We start from the raw sequence: 21,249 nt of genomic DNA, 5'->3' as shown, positions 1-21,249 counted from the left end.
TTTGTTTACCAAGGAGTTTTCCGTTTCGACTGCGCCGGAAGTGGGGCGAATTATAGACTTCCAGAATCTGCCGTCAACACCTTTTTTCACAATACTGTCATATCGGTCAAAAAAGCCCTGAAAAGCAAAGGCCGGCCCCAAGGGGCCGGCCTTCTACTTACCGAACCTACAAGCTAGGAAAGGCAAACTGCGACGCCTCATGACTGGCCCGTTGCGGCCAGCGCTGGGTAATCGCCTTGCGACGCGTATAGAACCGCACCCCATCCGGCCCATAGGCATGCAAGTCGCCAAACAGCGAGCGCTTCCAGCCACCAAAGCTGTGATAAGCCACCGGCACCGGCAACGGCACGTTGACGCCAACCATACCCACTTCAATCTCGTCACAGAACAACCGCGCCGCCTCACCGTCACGGGTGAAGATACAGGTGCCGTTGCCGTACTCGTGATCGTTGATCAACTGCATGGCCGCTTCCAGGCTGTTCACCCGAACCACACACAGCACCGGCCCGAAGATCTCTTCTTTATAGATGCGCATCTGCGGGGTCACGCGGTCGAACAAACTGCCCCCCAGGAAGAAGCCATCTTCATTACCGGCAATACTCAGGCCACGACCATCGACGACCAACTCAGCACCCGAAGAAACGCCGTCCTCTATATAGCCACTGACTTTATCGCGCGCCTGGCCAGTGACCAGCGGCCCCATGTCCAATCCACATGTGGTGCCCGCACCAATCTTCAGTGCCTTGATCTGCGGCACCAGCTTGGCGACCAATGCGTCAGCCACCTGGTCGCCGACACACACGGCAACAGAGATCGCCATGCAACGCTCACCGCACGAACCATACGCCGCGCCCATCAAGGCACTGACAGCGTTATCGAGATCCGCATCCGGCATCAGCACCGCATGGTTCTTCGCCCCGCCCAACGCCTGTACACGCTTGCCGCGCTTGGTGGCTTCGGAATAGATGTACTCGGCGATCGGCGTCGAGCCGACAAAGCTCAACGCCTTGACTTCCGGCGCTTCGATCAACGCATCCACCGCGCCTTTATCGCCATGCACCACACTCAGCACGCCTTTAGGCAAGCCAGCTTCCTGCAACAACTGTGCAATCAGCAGCGTCGAGCTTGGATCACGCTCCGACGGCTTGAGGATGAAGCAGTTACCGCAGACGATCGCCAGCGGATACATCCACAACGGCACCATCGCCGGGAAGTTGAACGGCGTAATACCGGCCACCACACCCAACGGCTGGAAGTCAGACCAGGCATCGATATTCGGGCCAACGTTACGGCTGTACTCGCCCTTGAGGATTTCCGGCGCCGAGCACGCGTACTCCACGTTCTCGATCCCGCGCTTGAGCTCACCGGCCGCATCTTCCAGGGTCTTGCCATGCTCTTCGCTGATCAGCTGGGAGATACGCGCTTCGTTCTGCTCAAGCAATTGCTTGAAACGAAACATCACCTGGGCACGCTTGGCCGGTGGCGTGTTACGCCAGGCCGGGAAAGCTGCCTTGGCCGAATCGATGGCGCTTTGAATGGTTTCACGGCTGGCCAACGGCACCTGGTGAATCACCTGGCCAGTCGACGGGTTGTACACGTCGGCAGTGCGACCGTTTTCGGTGACCAATTGGCCGTTGATCAAATGCTGGATGAGGCTCATGCAGGGCTCCTGAAAAGTTGCTCTATATAGAAGGAGAAATCAGTCGATCTTGTTCAGCACTTCGCCGACCGCATCGAACAAGCGATCCAGGTCCTGCGGCTTGCTGTTGAAGGTTGGGCCGAACTGCAGGGTGTCGCCGCCAAAGCGCACGTAGAAGCCGGCTTTCCACAAGGCCATGCCCGCTTCGAACGGACGCACGATGGCATCACCATCACGCGGGGCAATCTGGATCGCACCGGCCAGGCCATAGTTACGAATGTCGATCACGTTCTTGCTGCCCTTCAAACCGTGCAGCGCATTCTCGAAATGCGGTGCGACTTCGGCCACGCTCTGCACCAGGTTTTCCTTCTGCAGCAGGTCGAGTGCCGCCAAGCCAGCCGCGCAGGCAACCGGGTGGGCCGAGTAGGTGTAGCCGTGCGGGAACTCCACCGCGTACTCAGGCGTCGCCTGATTCATGAACGTCTGATAAATCTCGGTGCTGGCAATCACCGCGCCCATCGGGATCGCGCCGTTGGTGACTTGCTTGGCAATGCACATCAGGTCCGGGGTCACACCGAAGCTGTCAGCACCAAACATCGAACCGGTACGACCGAAGCCGGTGATCACTTCATCGAACACCAACAGGATGTTGTGCTGATCGCAGATCTCACGCAGACGCTTCAGGTAACCCTGCGGCGGAACCAGCACGCCGGCAGAGCCCGCCATCGGTTCAACAAACACCGCAGCGATGTTCGACGCATCGTGCAACTCGATCAGCTTGAGCAGCTCGTCCGCCAAGGCAATCCCGCCCAGCTCCGGCATGCCACGGGAGAACGCATTGCTCGCCAGCAGGGTGTGAGGCAGATGGTCAACATCCATCAGCCCCTGACCAAAAATCTTACGGTTACCGTTCACGCCGCCCAGGCTGGTACCGGCGATGTTCACGCCGTGATAACCACGGGCACGGCCGATCATCTTGGTCTTGGTCGCCTGGCCTTTCAGGCGCCAGTACGCACGCACCATCTTCACCGCGGTATCGGCACACTCGGAGCCGGAGTCGGTGAAGAACACATGGTTCAGGTTACCCGGGGTCAGGTCGGTAATCTTTTCTGCCAGCTGGAACGACAACGGATGACCGTATTGGAAGCCCGGCGAGTAGTCCAACGTACCCAACTGCTTGGAGACCGCTTCCTGGATTTCCTTGCGAGTGTGCCCGGCGCCGCAGGTCCACAGACCCGACAGCGAGTCATACACCTTGCGCCCCTTGTCATCGGTCAACCAGCTGCCTTCGGCCGCCACGATCAGGCGCGGGTCACGATGGAAGTTACGGTTGGCGGTGTACGGCATCCAGTGCGCGTCCAGCTTCAATTGGCTGGCCAGGGTGGACGGAGCGTTTTCGGGCATGTTCATGAGCAAAACCTCGCAAGGCAAAAAGGCAGCGTAGGGATTCGAAAAGCGTTGTTGCAGCTAAATTGCCACGGGGATAAAGTCGGTGAAATCCAACTCTTCTAACCTTCAGTCAGGCCTTCACTAAACTATGAGCAGCCGTCGACCCGACCCACTGGCCCAAGTCAGCGACTTCGATATCCGCCTGTTGCGCATCTTTCGCAGCGTGGTGGAGTGCGGTGGCTTCTCGGCGGCGGAAACCGTACTGGGGATTGGCCGCTCGGCCATCAGCCAGCAAATGAGCGATCTTGAACAGCGCCTTGGCCTGCGCCTGTGCCAACGCGGGCGGGCGGGGTTTTCCCTGACCGAGGAAGGACGCGAGGTTTACCATTCGGCACTGCAGCTGCTCAGCGCCCTGGAAAGTTTTCGCACCGAGGTCAACGGCCTGCACCAACACTTGCGCGGCGAGCTGATCATCGGCCTGACCGACAACCTGGTCACCCTGCCCCACATGCGTATCACCCACGCCCTGGCACAGTTGAAGGAACGCGGCCCGGACGTACAGATCCAGATCCGCATGATCGCCCCCAATGAAGTCGAACAAGGGGTGCTCGACGGTCGCCTGCATGTCGGCGTAGTCCCCCAGGCCAGCGCCTTGTCGGGACTTGAATACCAGCCGCTGTACAGCGAACGCTCGCTGCTCTATTGCGCAGTGGGCCACCCGCTGTTTTACGCCGACGACAAGCAACTGGACGACGACCGCGTCAACAGCCAGGACGCCATCGCCCCAACCTTCCGCCTGCCCGCGGATATCCAGGCGCACTACCAGGCACTCAATTGCACCGCCAGTGCCTCGGACCGCGAGGGCATGGCCTTCCTGATCCTGACCGGCCGCTACATCGGCTACCTGCCCGACCACTACGCCAGCCTGTGGGTACAACAAGGCCGACTGCGCGCGCTGAAACCGGCTACACGTTTTTACGATTTGAGCCTCGCTTCGGTCACGCGCAAGGGCCGTCGCCCTCATTTGGTGCTGGAAAGCTTCCTCGAAAGTCTGGCCGCAACGCGCTAACACGGGCCTTACATAAAAACCTGAGCAACTGGACAGCTTTTTGCAAGACAAGGGGATCTCGAACCGTCAGCCATGAGTTCCCCGCCATGCCGCCAGAATCCAACACCCCCAGCGACCTGATCTACGGCCTCAACGATCGGCCCAAACCTTTGCCTGCATTGCTTGCCGCGTTGCAGCATGTGTTGGCTGCCTTCGTCGGCATCATCACCCCGCCGCTGATCATCGGCTCTACCCTGGGCCTGACCGCCCACCTGCCCTACCTGATCAGCATGGCATTGATGGTTTCCGGTGTGGGCACCTTCATCCAGGCGCGCAGGCCGTTTGGCATTGGCGCCGGGATGATCTGCCTGCAAGGCACCAGCTTCGCGTTTCTCGGCGCCGTATTGTCGGCCGGGTTTCTGGTCAAGCAACGCGGCGGCAGCCCGGAAGACATCCTGGCGATGATTTTCGGTATCTGCTTCTTCGGCGCCGCAGTGCAGGTCGTGTTGAGCCGTTTCATCGGTCAGCTCAAAAGGGTAATCACGCCGCTGGTGACCGGCATCGTCATCACACTGATCGGCATCAGCCTGATCAAGGTCGGCATCACTGACCTTGGAGGCGGCTTCAATGCCCCGGACTTCGGCGCGCCAACCAACCTGGCACTCGGCCTGTTCGTGGTACTGACCATCATCCTGCTCAACCGCTCGAACACGCCATGGGTACGGCTCTCCGCCATCATCATCGGCCTCGCACTGGGCAGCCTCGCCGCCTGGTTCAGCGGCAAGTTGGTGCCCCAAGCCTTGCCTGATTTGCCATTGATCAGCCTGCCTACACCGTTCCACTTCGGTTTCAACTTCGATTGGAGCGCTTTCCTGCCGGTAGCACTGATTTATCTGATCAGCACCATCGAAACCGTCGGCGACCTCACTGCCAATTGCATGATCGCCCGCCAGCCCATCAGCGGCCCTTCCTATATAAGCCGACTCAAGGGTGGCGTACTGGGAGATGGCATCAGTTGCATGATCGCAGCCACCTTCAGTGCCTTTCCCAACACCACATTCGCCCAGAACAACGGCGTGATCCAGCTGACCGGCGTGGCCAGCCGTTACGTCGGCTTGTACATCGGCGCGGTACTGTTTTGCCTCGGGCTGTTTCCGTTGATTGGTGCGGTGCTGCAGCAAATCCCCAAGCCGGTGCTGGGCGGCGCAACCCTGGTGATGTTCGGCAGCGTAGCGGCGGCCGGCGTGCGCATTCTCGCCCAGGCCCCGCTGGATCGGCGCAGCATGCTGATCATCGCCACCTCGTTCGGCGTCGGCCTGGGGATCGCGGCGCAACCGAACCTGCTGCACCTGATGCCAACCCTGGTGCAGAACCTGTTCGACTCGGCCATCACCAGCGGCGGCCTGACCGCCATCGTATTGTGCCTGCTGCTACCTGAAGCCAAGGCTCCCGTGGATGCCGCAAACCGGACCCTGGAAAGCGACACTCCGGAGCCGCTTTAAGGGTTTTATCGTATCGGGACTTGTCTGGGGCTTGAGGGTGGGTTATCTGTGCACACGTCGCCTTCATCGATCTGCACGGAAACCTCCATGAGCCTCGAAGTTCCTGCCCACAGCAACCACGCCGGAAAACCTGCAAGCCGCATTCGCCAAAAGAACGAACAAGCGATTTTGCAGGCCGCCGAAGACGAGTTCGCCCGTCATGGCTACAAAGGCACCAGCATGAACACCATCGCGGCGAGTGCCGGGTTGCCGAAAGCCAACTTGCACTACTACTTCACCAACAAGCTGGGCCTGTACATCGCGGTGCTCAGCAACATCCTCGAATTGTGGGACAGCACCTTCAACACCCTGACCGCCGAGGATGACCCGGCGGCCGCCCTGACCCGCTATATCCGCACCAAGATGGAATTCTCCCGGCGCCAGCCACAAGCCTCGCGGATCTTCGCGATGGAGATCATCAGCGGCGGTGAGTGCCTGACCGAATATTTCAGCCAGGACTACCGCGCCTGGTTCAGCGGCCGTGCGGCGGTATTCCAGGCCTGGATCGACGCCGGCAAGATGGACCCTATCGACCCGGTGCACCTGATCTTCCTGCTGTGGGGCAGCACCCAGCATTACGCCGACTTTGCCACCCAGATCTGCCGCGTGACCGGGCGCACCAAGCTGACCAAGCAGGACATGGAAGACGCCGGCACCAACCTTATCCACATCATTCTCAAAGGCTGTGGCATCAAGCCGGCCCTCTAAACGAAGTTACCCATGCCTTTCACGCTTACCGGCCTTTGCGAGTTTCGCGAAGAAATTCGCAAAAGCCGCTTCATTACCCTCGCCGCCCCGATCAGCAGCCCCCAGGACGCCCAGGCCTTCATCGACCAGCACAGCGACCTGAACGCCACGCACAACTGCTGGGCCTGGAAACTCGGCGATCAATACCGCAGCAACGACGATGGCGAACCCGGCGGCACGGCCGGGCGCCCGATCCTGGCCGCGATCGAAGCGCAGGATTGCGACCAGGTCGTGGTGCTGGTGATCCGCTGGTACGGCGGCATCCAACTGGGCACCGGCGGCCTGGCCCGCGCCTATGGCGGCGGCGCGAACAAATGCCTGCAAGCCGCCGAACGCGTCGAGCTGATCAAACGGGTGCCGCTGAGTTGCTCCTGTGGTTTTGCCGAGCTGCAGTTGGTGAAGCTGCGAGTGGCCGAACTGGGTGGGCTGGTGAGGGAAGAAACCTTCACCGCCAATGGCGTCGACCTGCAGTTGGCCCTCGGCGAGGCACATATCGACACCCTGCAAGCGCAGCTCGCCGACCTGAGTCGCGGGCGCATTCTGCTGGAGCGCTGAAACTGCCCACATCTACTGTGCACCTGCCTGTGGATAACCTGAGCACACTCGCCTGTAACCCTTCTGTCACAAGGGTTTCAGACGGTTGTACAGTTTTTGTTCAAGGCACTGCACGAAAGTATTAATCCAGCTCAAAAACAGTCAGTTAGGCGGGTTATGTCCTTTAGAACAAAGGGCCACAGCGCTTATATCCACCGGTCACGCTTGCGCACAATTACTGTGGAGCAACCTGTGGATAACCCGTGCAAGAGTGACCCCGCAGCAGAGCCTGCAACGTTCCGGCACAACTGAGCATTTTTTGATCAACTTGCTGCTCGGCGCACCGGTATCAACTGAGCCACCGCCCACAGCACTTCAAACACCACGACAATCACCAATACAGTACTGGCACCATGGGCCAGCGCGTAGATCTGCCAGGTGGCAAACAGCACTCGGCCGGCGGCGTCGTAGCGGCCAAAGATCGCTTGTGGGTCGCGGATTCGCAGCACCGACCACACGCAGACAATCGAGCCCATCAGGTTCGCCATCAACATATGCACAGGCGCGAACGGCGGCAGCTCGCCGGGCAGGTTCAACGCCACCAGGGCGTTATGCAGCAGGACAAACGTCCAGGGTGTGACCAGTGCGGCGGTGACAATCAGGTCGTACCAACCGCTGGCCCGAACCAGTCGACGGTATTGGTGTGCAGTCCACATAGCCGTAAGCTCCTTAAATTCAAGAAGCCAGCAGGCTAAAGCCTGGAGTATGCTCCAGGGTCAAGCCCCCTTGAGCCCTCTACATGCGTATCGGCGAATTAGCCCAGGCCAGCCAGGTCAGTCGCGACACCCTGCGTTTCTACGAGCAACGCGGGCTGATTGCCGCGCAACGCAGTGCCAACGGTTACCGTGACTACCCCGCCGACATGGTGCAACTGGTGCTGTACATCAAGACCGCCCAGCGCCTGGGCTTCAGCCTGGGTGAGATCGGCAACAGCGTCGGCGCATTATGGCAAGCTCCAGACCCCGACAGCGCCGTGACCCAGCTCCTGCAAGACAAGCTCAACCTGATCGAAACCCGCATCGCCGAACTCGACCAACTGCGCCAGGAGTTGCAGCAAAGGCTCGGCCAGCGTTGTCCACTGAACCCGTGAACCTCCACCGTCAAAGGAAGCCATTCATGTCCACTTCAAAAACCGCACTGATTATCGGCGCCTCCCGGGGCCTGGGCCTTGGCCTGGCCAAGCAACTGCTGGCGGACGGCTGGGACGTGACCGCCACCGTGCGCGACCCGCAAAAGGCCGATGCCTTGAAGGCCTTGGGCGATGTGCAGATCGAAAAGCTCGACATGGATGACCAGCAGGCGGTAATCGCCCTCAGCCAGCGCCTCAAGGAAAAAACCTTCGACCTGCTGTTCGTCAACGCAGGTGTCAAAGGCCCGGCCAACCAGGAACCGGGCCACGCCACCCTGGCTGAAGTCGGCCAACTGTTTTTCACCAACGCCGTGGCGCCGATCAACCTGGCCCAGCGTTTTGTCGGGCAGATCCGCCCAGGCACCGGCGTGCTGGCCTTCATGAGTTCGATCCTGGGCAGTGTCACCATTCCCGACGGCTCGGATCTGGCGCTGTACAAGGCCAGCAAGGCCGCCCTCAACTCCATGACCAACAGCTTCGTCACCCAATTGGGCGATCAGAAACTGACCGTTCTGTCGTTGCACCCGGGCTGGGTGAAAACCGACATGGGTGGCGAAAACGCCCACATCGACGTGCCCACCAGCGTGCGCGGCCTGGTTGACCAGGTGAATGCCTACACCGGCAAGGGCGGCCATCACTTTGTGGACTACAAGGGCGACACCATCGCCTGGTAAAAAAACCGGGATCGTTATCGGCCGATTGCCGTCGATAACGATCCACACGTAAACTGCGCACCTCGCCCTCCCCGGCGACCCTGGATCAGCAGACAGGGCAACACTGAGCTGGCAAACCTGAACCCATCATTCAGAGGAGCCGGCCAATGCCTGCGACCCGTATCTGGTTAAAAACCCCCCTCGCGATTTTCACTGCCAATGGCCTCGACGCCCGTGGCGGCCTGGTGCTGCAAGACGGTGTGATCACCGAAGTGCTGGGCTGGGGCCAAGAACCCGCCGTGCCCTGTGGGCAAGTATTCGATGCCCGTGAGCATGTCGTCCTTCCTGGACTCATCAACACCCACCATCACTTCTATCAAACCCTGACCCGCGCCTGGGCGCCGGTGGTCAACCAGCCGCTGTTTCCCTGGTTGAAAACCCTGTATCCGGTCTGGGCCCGACTCACCCCGGAAAAACTCGCCCTGGCGAGCAAAGTGGCCCTGGCCGAACTGCTGCTCTCGGGCTGCACCACGGCGGCAGACCACCACTACCTGTTCCCGGACGGCCTGGAACAGGCGATCGACGTGCAGGTCGACAGCGTGCGCGATCTGGGCATGCGCGCCATGCTCACCCGCGGCTCCATGAGCCTGGGCGAGGCCGACGGAGGGCTGCCACCGCAACAAACCGTGCAGCAAGGCGAAGTGATTCTGGAAGACAGCCGCCGCCTGATCCGCCAGTACCACGAGCGCGGTGACGGCGCACAAATCCAGATCGCCCTGGCGCCCTGCTCGCCGTTTTCCGTCACCCCGCAAATCATGGAAGCCAGCGCCGAGCTGGCCAACAACCTCGACGTGCGCCTGCATACCCACCTGGCGGAAACCCTCGACGAAGAAGACTTCTGCCTGCAGCGTTTCGGCCTGCGCACCGTGGATTACCTCGACAGCGTCGGCTGGCTAGGCCCGCGCACGTGGCTGGCCCACGGGATTCACTTCAACCCTGAAGAAATCGCACGCCTCGGAGCTGCCGGTACCGGTATCTGCCATTGCCCGAGCTCGAACATGCGCCTGGCTTCCGGGATATGCCCAACGCTGGACCTGCTGGCCGCCGGCGCACCGATTGGCCTGGGGGTGGACGGTTCGGCGTCCAATGATGCGTCGAACATGATCCTCGAAACGCGCCAGGCCCTGTACATCCAGCGCCTGCGTTACGGGGCAGAGAAGATCACCCCGGAACGGGTGTTGGGTTGGGCGACAAAAGGTTCGGCGCAGTTACTCGGTCGCAGCGACATCGGCGAACTGGCCGTAGGCAAACAGGCCGACCTGGCGTTGTTCAAGCTTGATGAACTGCGCTTCTCCGGCAGCCATGACCCGATCTCGGCGCTGCTGCTGTGCGGCGCCGACCGAGCGGACCGGGTGATGGTCGGCGGCAAATGGCGGGTGATCGACGGGCAGGTCGAAGGATTGGACCTGAAAGGCTTGATTGCCGATCACAGCCAGGCGGCGCGGGAACTGATCAACCGGACTTAACTGAAGAAACACTTTTCAAATGTGGGAGCGGGCTTGCTCGCGAATGCGTTGGGTCAGTCAACATATCTGGCGACTGACACTCCGTATTCGCGAGCAAGCCCGCTCCCACACAAGCCCGGTTTCCACAATTATTTCTGCGGTGTTTTCAGGATTGGTTACAGTCCAAGCAGCGACAGCATGATAAACGTCGCAAACAACACAAAATGGGTCATCCCTTCGATGGCGTTGGTTTCGCCATCGTTGAGGTTGATCGCGCTGACAATCAACGTGATAAACACCATCACGGTCTGCACCGGCGTCATCGCCATCTGAAACGGCTGGCCGGTGTACAAGGCCATGGCTTCCATCACCGGTACGGTCAAAATCACCGTCGACAGAGAAGCCCCCAGCGCGATGTTCACCACCGACTGCATGCGGTTGGCCAGCGCTGCGCGCAACGCCGTCAAAATCTCCGGGGCGGCGGAAATCGCGGCCACGATGATCGCCGTGATCACAGGTGGGGCACCCGTTCCTTCCAGGCCCAGGTCGAGGGTCTTGGACATCACCTCGGCCAACGCGCCAATCACGATCACGCCAAACACCAACGTCCCGATGGAAAACGCCAGGTTGATCGGCGGCGACTCTTCTTCCGGCTGTTTCTTGCGGCGTTTTTCCGGGTAGCTGTAGCTGAAGAAATAACTGTGGGGCCCCACCTGCATCCGCAGGAACAACGTGTAGAGCACTACCATCGCGCCGATGGTGAAGGCCGAGTAAATTTTCCAGTCGGCCTCGGGGATAAATTCCGGCACCACCATCGACACACCCATGGCGGTAAGGATCATCACGCTGTAGGTGCGCGCCGAATCGTCGTTGTAGGACTGTTCGCCATGCTTGATACCGCCCATCAGCGCGGCCAGGCCGAGGATGCCGTTGATGTCGAGCATCACCGCCGAATAAATGGTGTCGCGCACCAGGGTCGGCGAGGGCTCGTTGCTCATCATGATCGCCAGGATCACCACTTCCACCAGCACGGCGGCGAGGGTCAGGATCATGGTGCCGTAGGGGTCGCCGACCTTTTCCGCCAGTTGCTCGGCGTGATGGGCCACGCGCATCGAGGCCACGACGATAAAGCCGATCAGCGCTATGCCAGCCAACAGCGCCACCATCTGCCCGCTGTGCAGCATCCAGTGCTCCAGCGGGTAGGCAGCGATGGCGGCAATCAGCGCCAGCAGCATGAATTTTTCTTGCTTGATAGATGTGAGCATTGCAGGCCTTTTGAACGCGGCGAATCCGTCATTGATGGGGTACAGACTGCACCGCGCCGCTAACGTTTCGTTACACCTTAGTTCATGCACTGCTTGCACGGTGCCTGTGGATGCTTACCGCTTGGTCAGGTTTTGCCGATTATTTCGGCGTGCGCCTGTAGAATGCCGCCATTGCACCTGATGAGAATTTATAAATGTACGATTGGCTCAACGCCCTGCCCAAGGCTGAATTGCACCTGCACCTGGAAGGCTCGCTGGAGCCTGAGCTGCTGTTCGCCCTGGCCGAACGCAACAAGATCGCGCTGCCGTGGAACGACGTCGAAACCCTGCGCAAGGCCTACGCCTTCAACAACCTGCAAGAGTTTCTCGACCTCTACTACAAGGGCGCCGATGTACTGCGCACTTCCCAGGATTTCTACGACCTGACCTGGGCCTACCTGCTGCGCTGCAAGGCGCAGAACGTGATCCACACCGAACCGTTCTTCGACCCACAGACCCACACCGACCGTGGCGTACCGTTCGAAGTGGTGCTCAACGGCATTGCCGCCGCCTTGAAAGACGGCGAGCAACAACTGGGCATCACCAGCGGTTTGATCTTGAGCTTCCTGCGCCACTTGAGCGAAGAAGAGGCCGAAAAAACCCTCGACCAGGCACTGCCATTCCGTGATGCGTTTGTTGCCGTGGGCCTGGACAGCTCGGAAATGGGCCACCCACCGAGCAAGTTCCAGCGCGTGTTTGATCGTGCCCGTCACGAAGGTTTCCTGACCGTCGCCCACGCCGGTGAAGAAGGCCCGCCGGAGTACATCTGGGAAGCCATCGACCTGCTGAAGATCCAGCGTATCGACCATGGCGTACGCGCCATTGAAGACGAGCGCCTGATGCAGCGGATCATCGACGAACAGATCCCGCTGACGGTGTGCCCGTTGTCCAACACCAAGCTCTGCGTGTTCGACGACATGTCCCAGCACAACATCCTCGACATGCTTGAGCGTGGGGTGAAAGTGACGGTGAACTCGGACGATCCGGCGTACTTCGGCGGTTATGTCACCGAGAACTTCCATGCGCTGTACACCTCGCTGGGCATGACCCAGGACCAGGCCAAACGCCTGGCGCAAAACAGCCTGGATGCACGGTTGGTCAAGCCTTAATCACCGACCGGTCTGGCGAGCCGGGCAATTTCCAGTTGCCCGGCTTCACTGACCTGCAACGCCTGGGACTCATTGATCACGCTGACCCAGTTCGACTGCAGGCACAACTGCAACAACGCGGCCCCCAACGCACCGCCCAGGTGTGGCTGCTGTTCGCTCCAATCAAAACAATCGCACACGATCGGCTGAGCCAGTGCCTGGGTAAAAATCCCCAGCGCTGCGAGTTTGCGCGCACCTGACGGCGTCACGTCCGTACGCTGTTCCGCGCGCTCGATCCACCCGGCCGCCATCATCCGTTGATACAAACCCGCTGCCAGCTCGCCCCCCAGGTGACCATGGCACAGCCGCGCTCGCCGTAAAGCCGCAGGCGCAGTCAATGACCGCGAATGAATGGGCGTGCTGCGGGCGACGCTGGCCATCGTGGTGCAGGCCAATGCATCCACGGCGGCCGCCACATCGGCGGCGGCCACCCGGAAAAAGCGTTTGCCGCTGCGGGCTTCGACACGCAACAGGCCACCGGCCGTCAATCGCGTCAGATGCGCATTCGCCGAGGCCGATGACAGCCCGGCAAGTGTCGCCAACTCATCGGAGGGTTTGGCCGAGCCGTCCATCAATGCCCACACCATCGCGGTGCGTTTCGGGTCGGCCAGCAAGGTGGCGATCTGACTGATGCAAGGTGCCTGTTCCATGTGCTCATTCACTCCCTGTTGAATCATTTGTCTGCTGCGTCTGGCGGAAAAGTATAAGCGTGAAAACGCCGGGTTCCGTGCCGTCTTACAGCGCAACCAAGGACAGAAGCTGAAGGAAATTTCCCGATATCCCCGGGGTTATGGTGTAGAGGCTGATCGCTCCGGCAATTGCGCAGTCAATATCGCACAACGGGCAACGAGCATTTCCCGCAGAAGATTGATCGGCTTGCTCAGTTGCGCGCGATGGGCACACAACAGATTGAGCGGCGTACGTTCGCCCCGCAGCTCCGGCAGGATCAGCCGCAGGCGCCCCGCCAGCACATCCGAGCTGACATCCAGCCAGGACTTGTAGGCGATACCTACCCCCGCCACCGCCCAGCGTCGCACCACATCGGCATCATCACTGAAGCGGTCGCCCGTCACCGTCAGGCCGACATCACGCTTGCCATCGTTAAACCCCCAATGGTCATGCACCCGGCTGCCGAGCATGTACAGCAGGCAATTGTGCTGGGTCAGTTGCTCCAGGTGGCGCGGCTCGCCGTGCCGCGCCAGATAGCTGGGAGCAGCGCAGAGCACGCGGCAGTTGTCCGGGGCGATGGGCAACGCGATCAGGCTGGAGTCTTCGGGTTCGCCGTAGCGCAGGGCGATATCCACCGGCTGGCGGAACAGGTCGGCAATCCGGTCGCCCAACAACAGGCGTACGCTCAGGTCGGGGTATTCGCGCTGGAACTCATCGAGCCAGGGCAACAACTGGTTACGGCCAAAGTCCGACGGCGCCGAGAGTTGAAGCACCCCGCTGACCTGATCCTGGCCGCTGGCCAACAACCGCCGGCCTTCATCCAGGCTGCTCAAGGCGGCCCGGGCGTACTCCAGGAAGCCTTCGCCCTCGGCCGTGAGGCGCAGGCTGCGGGTGGAACGCGCCAACAACCGTGCGCCCAACTGCTGCTCGATGCGCTTCAACGCCGCGCTGGCCACCGCCGCCGACATGTCCATCACCCGTGCTGCCGCCGAAAGGCTGCCCAGGTCTGCCGCACGCACAAACAACTGCAAGTCATCAAAACGCAGCACGCCGACCGCCCATTATCAAAAAAGCATTGAAAGAGACTGCTCTTTTAGCGGGTTTTATCTTCCAGAGAAATAGCCAATCATCTGTCCATCCCGTTCATCACGTGTCTGGAGTCGAATATGTCTGCTGCCTTTAACGTCATCGCCACGCTGATCGCCAAACCCGGCCAACAGGCCACCCTGGAAACCCTGCTGCGCGAGCTGCTGGAACCGACCCGCATCGAAGCCGGCTGCCAGCAGTACGACCTGCACCAGGACCTGCAACACCCCGAGACCTTCTACATGCTCGAACGCTGGAGTGACGACGCCGCGCTGGCCGACCACGACCAGAGCGCGCATATCCAGAATTTCCGCACCAAGGCTGCCGACGTGCTTGAGCATTTCGAACTCAAGCGCCTGAAGTTTATTGCCTGATCAACCGCCCCCTTTTTGGAAACCATCATGAAAGCCATCGCCTACTACGCCGCACTGCCGATCAACGATCCAAAATCCCTGCAAGACATCGAACTGCCCGAACCGGTCGCCGGCCCCCGCGACCTGCTGGTGGAAGTCAAAGCCATCTCGGTGAACCCGGTGGACACCAAGGTGCGCCAGAACGTCGCCCCGGAAAACGGCGCGGCCAAAGTGCTGGGCTGGGACGTGGCCGGTGTGGTCAAGGCCGTGGGCAGCGAAGTCAGCCTGTTCAAGGTCGGCGACAAGGTGTTCTACGCCGGCTCCCTGGTACGCCCCGGCGGCAACAGCGAACTGCACACTGTCGATGAGCGCATCGTCGGCCATATGCCGAAAACCCTGGGTTTTGCCGACGCTGCTGCACTGCCGCTGACCGCCATCACCGCCTGGGAATTGCTCTTCGAACGCCTGCAAGTGCGTGAAGGCAAGGCCGATGAAGGCCAGAGCCTGCTGATTGTCGGTGCTTCGGGTGGTGTGGGATCGATCCTGACCCAACTGGCGAAACAGCTCACCGGCCTGAAAGTCATCGGCACCGCCTCCCGTCCTGAAACCCAGGCATGGGCCAAGGACCTGGGCGCCGACCTGGTGATCGACCACAGCAAACCGTTGAGCGAAGAGCTGAAAAACGCCGGCCATCCGCAGGTGAACTACGTCGCCAGCCTGACCCAGACCGACCAGCACCTGGACCAACTGGTGGAAGCGCTGATTCCCCAGGGCAAACTGGCGCTGATCGACGATCCCAAGGCATTGGACGTAAGCAAGCTCAAGCGCAAGAGCCTGTCGCTGCATTGGGAGTTCATGTACACCCGCTCGATGTTCGAGACCAGCGACATGATCGAGCAGCACAACCTGCTCAATCGCGTCGCCGAACTGATCGACGCCGGTACTCTGAAAACCACCGTGGGCGAGCACTTTGGCGTGATCAACGCGGCCAACCTGCGCCGTGCCCACGAACTGCTGGAAAGCGGCAAGGCCAAGGGCAAGATCGTGCTGGAAGGGTTCTAACGAAAGGTTCTGTCAGTGTCGTCTGTTATTCATGTGAGCAATGGACGACACCGCTAGTCAGAGACTTGATCCTTGTCATATTTGTGAGCGTATTCGGGTTTATATTGGCCGCCTTTGCCACGCAATTTACGTGAGGAAGTCAGCAATGAAGATCCTGATAAAAGCGCTAGCAAGATCCGAAGGCAACAAATGGCAGGTCCGTCTCGACCAGAACGCCTTTACCTTCCGCAGTGAGGCCGAGGCCCGCGCGTTTGCCGACACCCTGCAAACCCGTATCCAGGCGCCTCACCGATTCCCCGAAAGCCAGCAGCGTTCTGCTGGCTGATCCTGATCAGTCCGCCGCTTGCAGTGCCCGTTGGCGCTGCAGGCGCCGGGTCAGCATCGCGAACGTTACGGCCAATACGCCACACAAGCTGATGACCATTGCCATCGGCATCGCCGTGCCGTCGTGCAGCACGCCGACCAACGACGCTGCGCCTGCGGCCACACCAAACTGAATGCAGCCGAGCAACGCCGACGCGCTGCCCGCCCGAGCGCCCTGCCCGCTCATGGCGCAGGCCGAGGTATTGGGCAAAATGCAGCCCAGGCTGGCGATGCAGATAAACAGCGGTACCAGCAGTGGCCACAAAGCGTCCGTACGCAGCGCAGTAATTGCCAGCAATGACAGACCCGCCGCCAGGTAAACCCACACCGTGCGCGACAGCAAAAATGCCGGGCCACGCGACGCGAGCAAACGCGCATTGACCTGTGCCACCAGGATAAAGCCCGCGGCATTCGAGCCGAATACCCAGCCATAGTGTTCGGCGGGCACGCCATAGAGCTTGATAAAGACGAAGGGCGAGCCCGCGATGTAGGCAAACATACCGGCAATCGAGATGCCGCCGGTCAAGGCATAGCCCAGGTACACCCGGTCCGACAGCAACCGGCCGTACTGGCGCAGTGCGCCTGACAGCGGCTGGCGCGGTTGATGGGCCGGGAAGCTTTCCGGCAGCCCGACTGCTACCGCAATGGCCGCCATCACACTGAACGCCGTCAGCGCCAGGAAGATCGACTGCCAGCCCCACACCCCAACCATCACCCCGCCCGCCAGCGGCGCGAGGATCGGCGCCAGCCCGGTGACCAGCATCAGTTGGGAAAACACCTTGGCCGAGCCCACCGCGTCGCATTTATCGCTGACCACCGCCCGCGAGATCACCATGCCCGCGCAGCCGCCCAGGGCCTGGACGAAACGCGCGCCGATCAGCCATTCCAGGGACGGCGCGTACGCACAGGCGAAGGAAGCCAGGGTAAACAGGGTGACACCGCTGAGCAGCGGCCCGCGCCGGCCAAAACGGTCTGCCAGCGGTCCATAGATCAACTGGCCGATTGCCAGGCCCGTGAAGTACACGGCCAAGGTCAGCTGAATATGTTTTTCGTCGGTGCCGAATGCCACGGCCATGGCCGGGAAACCCGGCAGGTAGAAGTCGATGGCCAGCGGCGCGAACGCGCTCAAGGCCCCCAAGATCAGGATTATACGAAGGTTCATCAGGCACCCAGGTGAGTCGGCAGCCCAACAGTCTAGCCGGGCTCGGGTGCCTTGAACATTAAGTTAGCTCGCTAACTATTCAAAAAGTCAGGCGAGCTTGGCGCTGTAGCCTTCTTCACTGATCAGGTTGATCACCTCTGCCGGCGACAGCAGGCTGCTTTCCACGCCGACTTCCTTTGTCGCGAGGTCGACGCGCACGCTGGCCGCCGGGTCCTTATCCTGCACCGCCTGGGTTACCGAGCGGACACAGTGGCCGCAGGTCATTCCTTCAACGCTGAATACTTGCATGACATGACTCCTTTAATGAGGTTGCCCGCAGTGTTGACCTTGCCACGATGGCAAGGTCAAGTTCTGAAAACATCGGCCGGGCTGGCATTCATTCGCGCCCTCGGCCAAGCTGCACTTATCCACGATGTGAACCTCGGAGAATTCGCCATGCGCTGGTCATTTTTTGGCCTTGTCAGCCTGATGGGCTTGTTTGCTGCTGTGCCACCGGCCAGCGCAGATGAAGATTATGCGGTGCTGATCATTTCCCGGGAGCGCCTGGAAGTGCCGACCAACTGCGAGATTGGCTTGTACATTCAGGACCAGTTGGCCGGGCGGCTGTTCCAGGAGCAGGCCACCTCCTTCAACTTGCCGGCCGGGAATGTGTCGTTGCGCCTTAAGTTGTTACCGGGGCAATCCCAGGGTTGCTTGCCGGGCATGCTCGCGCCACCGGCGCAAAACATTACGTTGAAGGCGGGTGACGTGCGCAAGTTGCGTATCGCGCAAGGGCCGGACGGCATGTACCTGAAACCGGCCGCACTGGAATACTAAGCCCCGAAAACCTGTAGGAGCGAGCTTGCTCGCGAAAAACGTTAACGATGACGCGTTCATCCTGGATAAACGCGGCGCCCTCAAGCTTTTCGCGAGCAAGCTCGCTCCTACAGTAAAAAGCGCCTTGACCTTCCCCACAGGTCAAGGTTGATCCTAGGGGCAATCTCTCCTGGAGTACTGCCCATGAACGGATCCACCACCTTCGACCTGCCGATCAGCGGCATGACCTGCGCCAGCTGCGCCGGGCGGGTTGAACGGGCACTGGGCAAAGTGCCCGGGGTGCAACGTGTCAGCGTCAACCTGGCCAACGAACGCGCCCACATTGAAGTGCTCGGCCAGATGGACCCCGGCGTCCTGATCGCCGCCGTCGACAAGGCCGGCTACACCGCCACCCTGCCCCAAAGCGAAACCGCCACACAGGCCAGCCAGGAACAACGCCTGAGCCATGAACGCTGGTCGCTGCTGCTGGCAATCCTGCTCGCCGCGCCGTTGGTGCTACCGATGCTGGTGCAACCGTTCGGGCTGCACTGGATGCTCCCGGCCTGGGTGCAATTTGCCCTGGCCACCCCGGTGCAATTCATCTTCGGTGCGCGCTTCTATATCGCGGCCTGGAAAGCCGTGCGCGCCGGAGCGGGCAATATGGACCTGTTGGTCGCCATCGGCACCAGCGCCGGTTACGGCCTGAGTATCTATGAATGGCTCACGGCGTCCGCCGGCACAATGCCCCACCTGTATTTCGAAGCCTCGGCGGTGGTGATCGCCCTGGTGCTGCTGGGCAAATATTTGGAAAGCCGCGCCAAGCGCCAGACCGCCAGTGCCATCCGCGCTCTGGAAGCCTTGCGTCCGGAACGGGCGATTCAGGTGATCGACGGCCGCGAGCAGGACGTCGCCATCACCGCCCTCAAGCTGAATGACCTGGTGCTGGTCAAACCCGGCGAACGCTTCCCGGTGGACGGCGAAGTGGTCGAAGGCCAAAGTCACGCCGACGAAGCCTTGATCAGCGGTGAAAGCCTGCCGGTGCCGAAGCAGCCTGGCGACGCAGTCACCGGCGGCGCCATCAATGGCGAAGGCCGGCTGCTGGTGCGTACCCTGGCCCTCGGCGCGGAAAGCGTGCTGGCGCGGATCATCCGCCTGGTGGAGGACGCCCAGGCCGCCAAGGCACCGATCCAGAAACTGGTGGATAAAGTCAGCCAGGTGTTCGTGCCGGTGGTGCTGGTGCTGGCCTTGGCCACGCTGGTCGGCTGGTGGCTGTATGGCGCACCGCTGGAGGTCGCGCTGATCAATGCGGTGACCGTATTGGTGATCGCCTGCCCATGCGCCCTTGGCCTGGCCACACCTACCGCCATCATGGCCGGTACCGGCGTTGCCGCCCGCCACGGCATCCTGATCAAGGACGCCGAAGCCCTGGAGCGCGCCCATGAAGTCAGCGCCGTGGTGTTCGACAAGACCGGCACCCTGACCTCCGGCGCACCAAAAATTGCGCACCTGGCCGCCATTGACGGCAATCAAGGGGCGCTCCTGCAACAGGCCGGCGCGCTGCAGCGCGGCAGTGAACACCCATTGGCCAAGGCGGTGCTGGATGCCTGTGCCGAACAAGGTTTGAACGTCGCGGATGTCAGCGCCAGCCAGTCCCTTACCGGGCGTGGCATTGCAGGCACCCTAGATGGCCGGCAACTGGCGCTGGGCAACCGTCGCCTGCTGGAAGAAACCGGCTTGAGCACCGGTGATCTCGCCGACTCGGCCAGTGCGTGGGAGGCCGAAGGCCGCACCTTGTCCTGGCTGATCGAGCAAGGCCCGCAGCCCCGCGTGCTGGGTTTGTTTGCCTTCGGTGACACGCTTAAACCGGGCGCCCTGCAGGCGATACAGGCACTCAAGGCTCGGCATATCAGCAGCCACCTGCTGACCGGCGATAACCGTGGCAGCGCCCGCGTGGTCGCCGAAGCCCTGGGCATCGATGACGTGCACGCCGAGGTGTTGCCTGCGGACAAGGCGGCTACCGTCGCCGAGCTGAAAAAGACCGGCGTGGTGGCAATGGTCGGCGACGGCATCAACGACGCACCGGCCCTGGCCGCGGCCGACATCGGCATCGCCATGGGCGGCGGTACCGACGTGGCGATGCACGCGGCAGGCATTACCCTGATGCGCGGCGACCCACGGCTGGTGCCGGCAGCCCTGGAAATAAGCCGCAAGACCTATGCGAAAATTCGACAGAATCTGTTCTGGGCCTTTGTGTATAACTTGATCGGCATTCCGCTGGCGGCGTTCGGCCTGCTCAACCCGGTGGTGGCTGGCGCGGCCATGGCCCTGTCCAGTGTCAGCGTGGTGAGCAACGCACTGCTGTTGAAAACCTGGAAACCCAAGGACCTGGAGGACGAGCGTCCATGAACATCGGCCAAGCAGCACGCCAAAGCGGCCTGAGCGCGAAGATGATTCGTTACTACGAGTCCATCGGCTTGCTGAAAGCCGCCCATCGCACCGACAGCGGCTACCGCATTTATGGCGCCGATGACTTGCACACCCTGGCGTTTATCAAGCGTTCGCGGGACCTGGGGTTTTCCCTGGAAGAGGTCGGCAAGTTGCTGACGCTGTGGCAGGACCGGGGACGCGCGAGTGCCGACGTCAAGGCGCTGGCCCGCCAGCATATCGATGAGCTGAACCAGAAGATCCTCGAGTTGGGGCAGTTGCGCGACACGTTGCAGGACCTGGTGGAACACTGCCAGGGCGATCATCGGCCGGATTGCCCGATTCTCAAGGAGTTGGCGTCGGGCAGTTGTTGCACCTGAGCAAGTTTAACCAGGCATGCACGGAACCTAATGTGGGAGCGGGCTTGCTCGCGAATGCGGAGTGTCAGTCAATACATCAGTTGACTGAACCAGCGCTTTCGCGAGCAAGCCCGCTCCCACATTTGGATATCCACTCGCCGTTGGATCACTGCATCCAGGGCGGCGGTGGCGGCTCTTCCGACGCTTTGCTCGGTGGCGCATCGTCTGCCGCRCGARTYGCCTGRCGCTGTGGCAGGACCGGGGACGCGCGAGTGCCGA

At 61.1% G+C, this 21,249-nt stretch carries 22 protein-coding genes; 14 read left to right on the top strand and 8 right to left on the bottom strand.

Annotated features, from left to right (window positions below; translation table 11 throughout):
• Nucleotides 1-166: 166 nt before the first annotated feature.
• A complete protein-coding gene (locus A462_RS30520) occupies nt 167-1,660 on the bottom strand; it encodes a CoA-acylating methylmalonate-semialdehyde dehydrogenase (RefSeq protein ID WP_003211182.1) in 1,494 nt (497 codons plus the stop codon).
• A 39-nt stretch (nt 1,661-1,699) separates the two neighbouring features.
• Nucleotides 1,700-3,049, bottom strand: a complete 1,350-nt coding sequence (locus A462_RS30525) for an aspartate aminotransferase family protein (RefSeq protein WP_008430786.1) — start codon at nt 3,047-3,049, stop codon at nt 1,700-1,702.
• A 127-nt stretch (nt 3,050-3,176) separates the two neighbouring features.
• On the opposite strand from A462_RS30525, the gene A462_RS30530 reads away from it, so the two are divergent.
• The 4 genes from A462_RS30530 to A462_RS30545 all read left to right on the top strand — a co-directional run bounded on the left by A462_RS30530 (nt 3,177) and on the right by A462_RS30545 (nt 6,919).
• The gene (locus A462_RS30530) at nt 3,177-4,097 is read left to right on the top strand and encodes a LysR family transcriptional regulator (protein ID WP_008430784.1); all 921 of its coding nucleotides are present in this window, start codon (nt 3,177-3,179) and stop codon (nt 4,095-4,097) included.
• Nucleotides 4,098-4,183: 86 nt separating this feature from the next.
• Nucleotides 4,184-5,578, top strand: coding sequence for a uracil-xanthine permease family protein (locus A462_RS30535; protein ID WP_008430782.1), 1,395 nt, complete (start codon nt 4,184-4,186; stop codon nt 5,576-5,578).
• An 87-nt stretch (nt 5,579-5,665) separates the two neighbouring features.
• Nucleotides 5,666-6,325 carry a TetR/AcrR family transcriptional regulator gene (locus A462_RS30540; protein ID WP_003211175.1) on the top strand — a complete coding sequence of 220 codons (660 nt, stop codon included), beginning with the start codon at nt 5,666-5,668 and terminating at the stop codon, nt 6,323-6,325.
• Between the two features lie 12 nt (nt 6,326-6,337).
• Entirely contained in the window at nt 6,338-6,919 is a 582-nt protein-coding gene (locus A462_RS30545; protein ID WP_008430780.1) for an IMPACT family protein, read from the top strand.
• Between the two features lie 302 nt (nt 6,920-7,221).
• Here A462_RS30545 and A462_RS30550 read toward each other — a convergent pair whose 3' ends face one another.
• A complete protein-coding gene (locus A462_RS30550) occupies nt 7,222-7,614 on the bottom strand; it encodes a hypothetical protein (RefSeq protein ID WP_008430778.1) in 393 nt (130 codons plus the stop codon).
• Between the two features lie 83 nt (nt 7,615-7,697).
• Here A462_RS30550 and A462_RS30555 point away from each other — a divergent pair, with 83 nt between their 5' ends.
• From A462_RS30555 to A462_RS30565, 3 genes are all read left to right on the top strand, one after another.
• A complete protein-coding gene (locus A462_RS30555) occupies nt 7,698-8,048 on the top strand; it encodes a MerR family transcriptional regulator (RefSeq protein WP_003211171.1) in 351 nt (116 codons plus the stop codon).
• A 26-nt stretch (nt 8,049-8,074) separates the two neighbouring features.
• Nucleotides 8,075-8,761 carry an SDR family oxidoreductase gene (locus A462_RS30560; RefSeq protein WP_008430775.1) on the top strand — a complete coding sequence of 229 codons (687 nt, stop codon included), beginning with the start codon at nt 8,075-8,077 and terminating at the stop codon, nt 8,759-8,761.
• Between the two features lie 146 nt (nt 8,762-8,907).
• Nucleotides 8,908-10,266: an 8-oxoguanine deaminase gene (locus A462_RS30565; protein ID WP_008430773.1), complete on the top strand. Its 1,359-nt coding sequence runs from the start codon at nt 8,908-8,910 to the stop codon at nt 10,264-10,266.
• Nucleotides 10,267-10,421: 155 nt separating this feature from the next.
• Here A462_RS30565 and A462_RS30570 read toward each other — a convergent pair whose 3' ends face one another.
• Entirely contained in the window at nt 10,422-11,510 is a 1,089-nt protein-coding gene (locus tag A462_RS30570; protein WP_003211166.1) for a calcium:proton antiporter, read from the bottom strand.
• A gap of 194 nt (nt 11,511-11,704) precedes the next feature.
• Here A462_RS30570 and A462_RS30575 point away from each other — a divergent pair, with 194 nt between their 5' ends.
• Nucleotides 11,705-12,658: an adenosine deaminase gene (locus tag A462_RS30575; RefSeq protein ID WP_008430770.1), complete on the top strand. Its 954-nt coding sequence runs from the start codon at nt 11,705-11,707 to the stop codon at nt 12,656-12,658.
• On the opposite strand, the gene A462_RS30580 is transcribed toward A462_RS30575, so the two are convergent.
• Both A462_RS30580 and A462_RS30585 read right to left on the bottom strand, forming a co-directional pair.
• Nucleotides 12,655-13,347: an ArsR/SmtB family transcription factor gene (locus A462_RS30580; protein WP_008430768.1), complete on the bottom strand. Its 693-nt coding sequence runs from the start codon at nt 13,345-13,347 to the stop codon at nt 12,655-12,657. The genes A462_RS30575 and A462_RS30580 overlap by 4 nt on opposite strands.
• A gap of 138 nt (nt 13,348-13,485) precedes the next feature.
• The gene (locus tag A462_RS30585; RefSeq protein WP_008430766.1) at nt 13,486-14,415 is read right to left on the bottom strand and encodes a LysR family transcriptional regulator; all 930 of its coding nucleotides are present in this window, start codon (nt 14,413-14,415) and stop codon (nt 13,486-13,488) included.
• A 117-nt stretch (nt 14,416-14,532) separates the two neighbouring features.
• Here A462_RS30585 and A462_RS30590 point away from each other — a divergent pair, with 117 nt between their 5' ends.
• The 3 genes from A462_RS30590 to A462_RS30600 all read left to right on the top strand — a co-directional run bounded on the left by A462_RS30590 (nt 14,533) and on the right by A462_RS30600 (nt 16,192).
• Nucleotides 14,533-14,826: a putative quinol monooxygenase gene (locus A462_RS30590; protein ID WP_003211158.1), complete on the top strand. Its 294-nt coding sequence runs from the start codon at nt 14,533-14,535 to the stop codon at nt 14,824-14,826.
• Between the two features lie 27 nt (nt 14,827-14,853).
• Nucleotides 14,854-15,867 (top strand): zinc-binding alcohol dehydrogenase family protein, encoded by a 1,014-nt coding sequence (locus A462_RS30595; protein WP_003211156.1) that lies wholly within the window; start codon nt 14,854-14,856, stop codon nt 15,865-15,867.
• 145 nt (nt 15,868-16,012) lie between these two features.
• The gene (locus A462_RS30600; protein WP_003211153.1) at nt 16,013-16,192 is read left to right on the top strand and encodes a hypothetical protein; all 180 of its coding nucleotides are present in this window, start codon (nt 16,013-16,015) and stop codon (nt 16,190-16,192) included.
• Between the two features lie 6 nt (nt 16,193-16,198).
• Here the strand turns inward: A462_RS30600 and A462_RS30605 are convergent, their stop codons facing one another.
• Both A462_RS30605 and A462_RS30610 read right to left on the bottom strand, forming a co-directional pair.
• Nucleotides 16,199-17,392: a multidrug effflux MFS transporter gene (locus tag A462_RS30605; protein ID WP_003211152.1), complete on the bottom strand. Its 1,194-nt coding sequence runs from the start codon at nt 17,390-17,392 to the stop codon at nt 16,199-16,201.
• An 87-nt stretch (nt 17,393-17,479) separates the two neighbouring features.
• Complete coding sequence (locus A462_RS30610; protein ID WP_003211150.1) at nt 17,480-17,680, bottom strand: heavy-metal-associated domain-containing protein; 201 nt, start codon at nt 17,678-17,680, stop codon at nt 17,480-17,482.
• Between the two features lie 147 nt (nt 17,681-17,827).
• On the opposite strand from A462_RS30610, the gene A462_RS30615 reads away from it, so the two are divergent.
• From A462_RS30615 to cueR, 3 genes are all read left to right on the top strand, one after another.
• Nucleotides 17,828-18,208, top strand: a complete 381-nt coding sequence (locus A462_RS30615; RefSeq protein ID WP_003211148.1) for a hypothetical protein — start codon at nt 17,828-17,830, stop codon at nt 18,206-18,208.
• Nucleotides 18,209-18,391: 183 nt separating this feature from the next.
• A complete protein-coding gene (locus A462_RS30620) occupies nt 18,392-20,593 on the top strand; it encodes a heavy metal translocating P-type ATPase (RefSeq protein ID WP_008430759.1) in 2,202 nt (733 codons plus the stop codon).
• Nucleotides 20,590-20,991 carry a Cu(I)-responsive transcriptional regulator gene (gene cueR / locus A462_RS30625; protein WP_008430758.1) on the top strand — a complete coding sequence of 134 codons (402 nt, stop codon included), beginning with the start codon at nt 20,590-20,592 and terminating at the stop codon, nt 20,989-20,991. The genes A462_RS30620 and cueR overlap by 4 nt, the downstream gene beginning before the upstream one ends.
• Nucleotides 20,992-21,249: the final 258 nt, after the last annotated feature.

Source organism: Pseudomonas sp. Ag1, assembly GCF_000278565.1.
GTDB lineage: Bacteria > Pseudomonadota > Gammaproteobacteria > Pseudomonadales > Pseudomonadaceae > Aquipseudomonas.
The sequence above is the reverse complement of the archived record's forward strand: the minus strand, read 5'-3'. Positions and strand labels throughout refer to the sequence as shown.

Excerpts from the sequence above, each read along its gene's own strand:
- A462_RS30620 (WP_008430759.1), top strand. The coding sequence starts at position 18,392 with ATGAACGGATCCACCACCTTCGACCTGCCGATCAGCGGCATGACCTGC.
- A462_RS30550 (WP_008430778.1), bottom strand. The coding sequence starts at position 7,614 with ATGTGGACTGCACACCAATACCGTCGACTGGTTCGGGCCAGCGGTTGG.
- A462_RS30600 (WP_003211153.1), top strand. The coding sequence starts at position 16,013 with ATGAAGATCCTGATAAAAGCGCTAGCAAGATCCGAAGGCAACAAATGG.
- A462_RS30605 (WP_003211152.1), bottom strand. The coding sequence starts at position 17,392 with ATGAACCTTCGTATAATCCTGATCTTGGGGGCCTTGAGCGCGTTCGCG.
- A462_RS30530 (WP_008430784.1), top strand. The coding sequence starts at position 3,177 with ATGAGCAGCCGTCGACCCGACCCACTGGCCCAAGTCAGCGACTTCGAT.
- A462_RS30560 (WP_008430775.1), top strand. The coding sequence starts at position 8,075 with ATGTCCACTTCAAAAACCGCACTGATTATCGGCGCCTCCCGGGGCCTG.
- A462_RS30540 (WP_003211175.1), top strand. The coding sequence starts at position 5,666 with ATGAGCCTCGAAGTTCCTGCCCACAGCAACCACGCCGGAAAACCTGCA.
- A462_RS30570 (WP_003211166.1), bottom strand. The coding sequence starts at position 11,510 with ATGCTCACATCTATCAAGCAAGAAAAATTCATGCTGCTGGCGCTGATT.
- A462_RS30525 (WP_008430786.1), bottom strand. The coding sequence starts at position 3,049 with ATGAACATGCCCGAAAACGCTCCGTCCACCCTGGCCAGCCAATTGAAG.
- A462_RS30535 (WP_008430782.1), top strand. The coding sequence starts at position 4,184 with ATGCCGCCAGAATCCAACACCCCCAGCGACCTGATCTACGGCCTCAAC.
- A462_RS30565 (WP_008430773.1), top strand. The coding sequence starts at position 8,908 with ATGCCTGCGACCCGTATCTGGTTAAAAACCCCCCTCGCGATTTTCACT.
- A462_RS30595 (WP_003211156.1), top strand. The coding sequence starts at position 14,854 with ATGAAAGCCATCGCCTACTACGCCGCACTGCCGATCAACGATCCAAAA.
- A462_RS30555 (WP_003211171.1), top strand. The coding sequence starts at position 7,698 with ATGCGTATCGGCGAATTAGCCCAGGCCAGCCAGGTCAGTCGCGACACC.
- A462_RS30590 (WP_003211158.1), top strand. The coding sequence starts at position 14,533 with ATGTCTGCTGCCTTTAACGTCATCGCCACGCTGATCGCCAAACCCGGC.
- A462_RS30520 (WP_003211182.1), bottom strand. The coding sequence starts at position 1,660 with ATGAGCCTCATCCAGCATTTGATCAACGGCCAATTGGTCACCGAAAAC.
- A462_RS30545 (WP_008430780.1), top strand. The coding sequence starts at position 6,338 with ATGCCTTTCACGCTTACCGGCCTTTGCGAGTTTCGCGAAGAAATTCGC.
- A462_RS30610 (WP_003211150.1), bottom strand. The coding sequence starts at position 17,680 with ATGCAAGTATTCAGCGTTGAAGGAATGACCTGCGGCCACTGTGTCCGC.
- A462_RS30580 (WP_008430768.1), bottom strand. The coding sequence starts at position 13,347 with ATGGAACAGGCACCTTGCATCAGTCAGATCGCCACCTTGCTGGCCGAC.
- cueR (WP_008430758.1), top strand. The coding sequence starts at position 20,590 with ATGAACATCGGCCAAGCAGCACGCCAAAGCGGCCTGAGCGCGAAGATG.
- A462_RS30615 (WP_003211148.1), top strand. The coding sequence starts at position 17,828 with ATGCGCTGGTCATTTTTTGGCCTTGTCAGCCTGATGGGCTTGTTTGCT.
- A462_RS30575 (WP_008430770.1), top strand. The coding sequence starts at position 11,705 with ATGTACGATTGGCTCAACGCCCTGCCCAAGGCTGAATTGCACCTGCAC.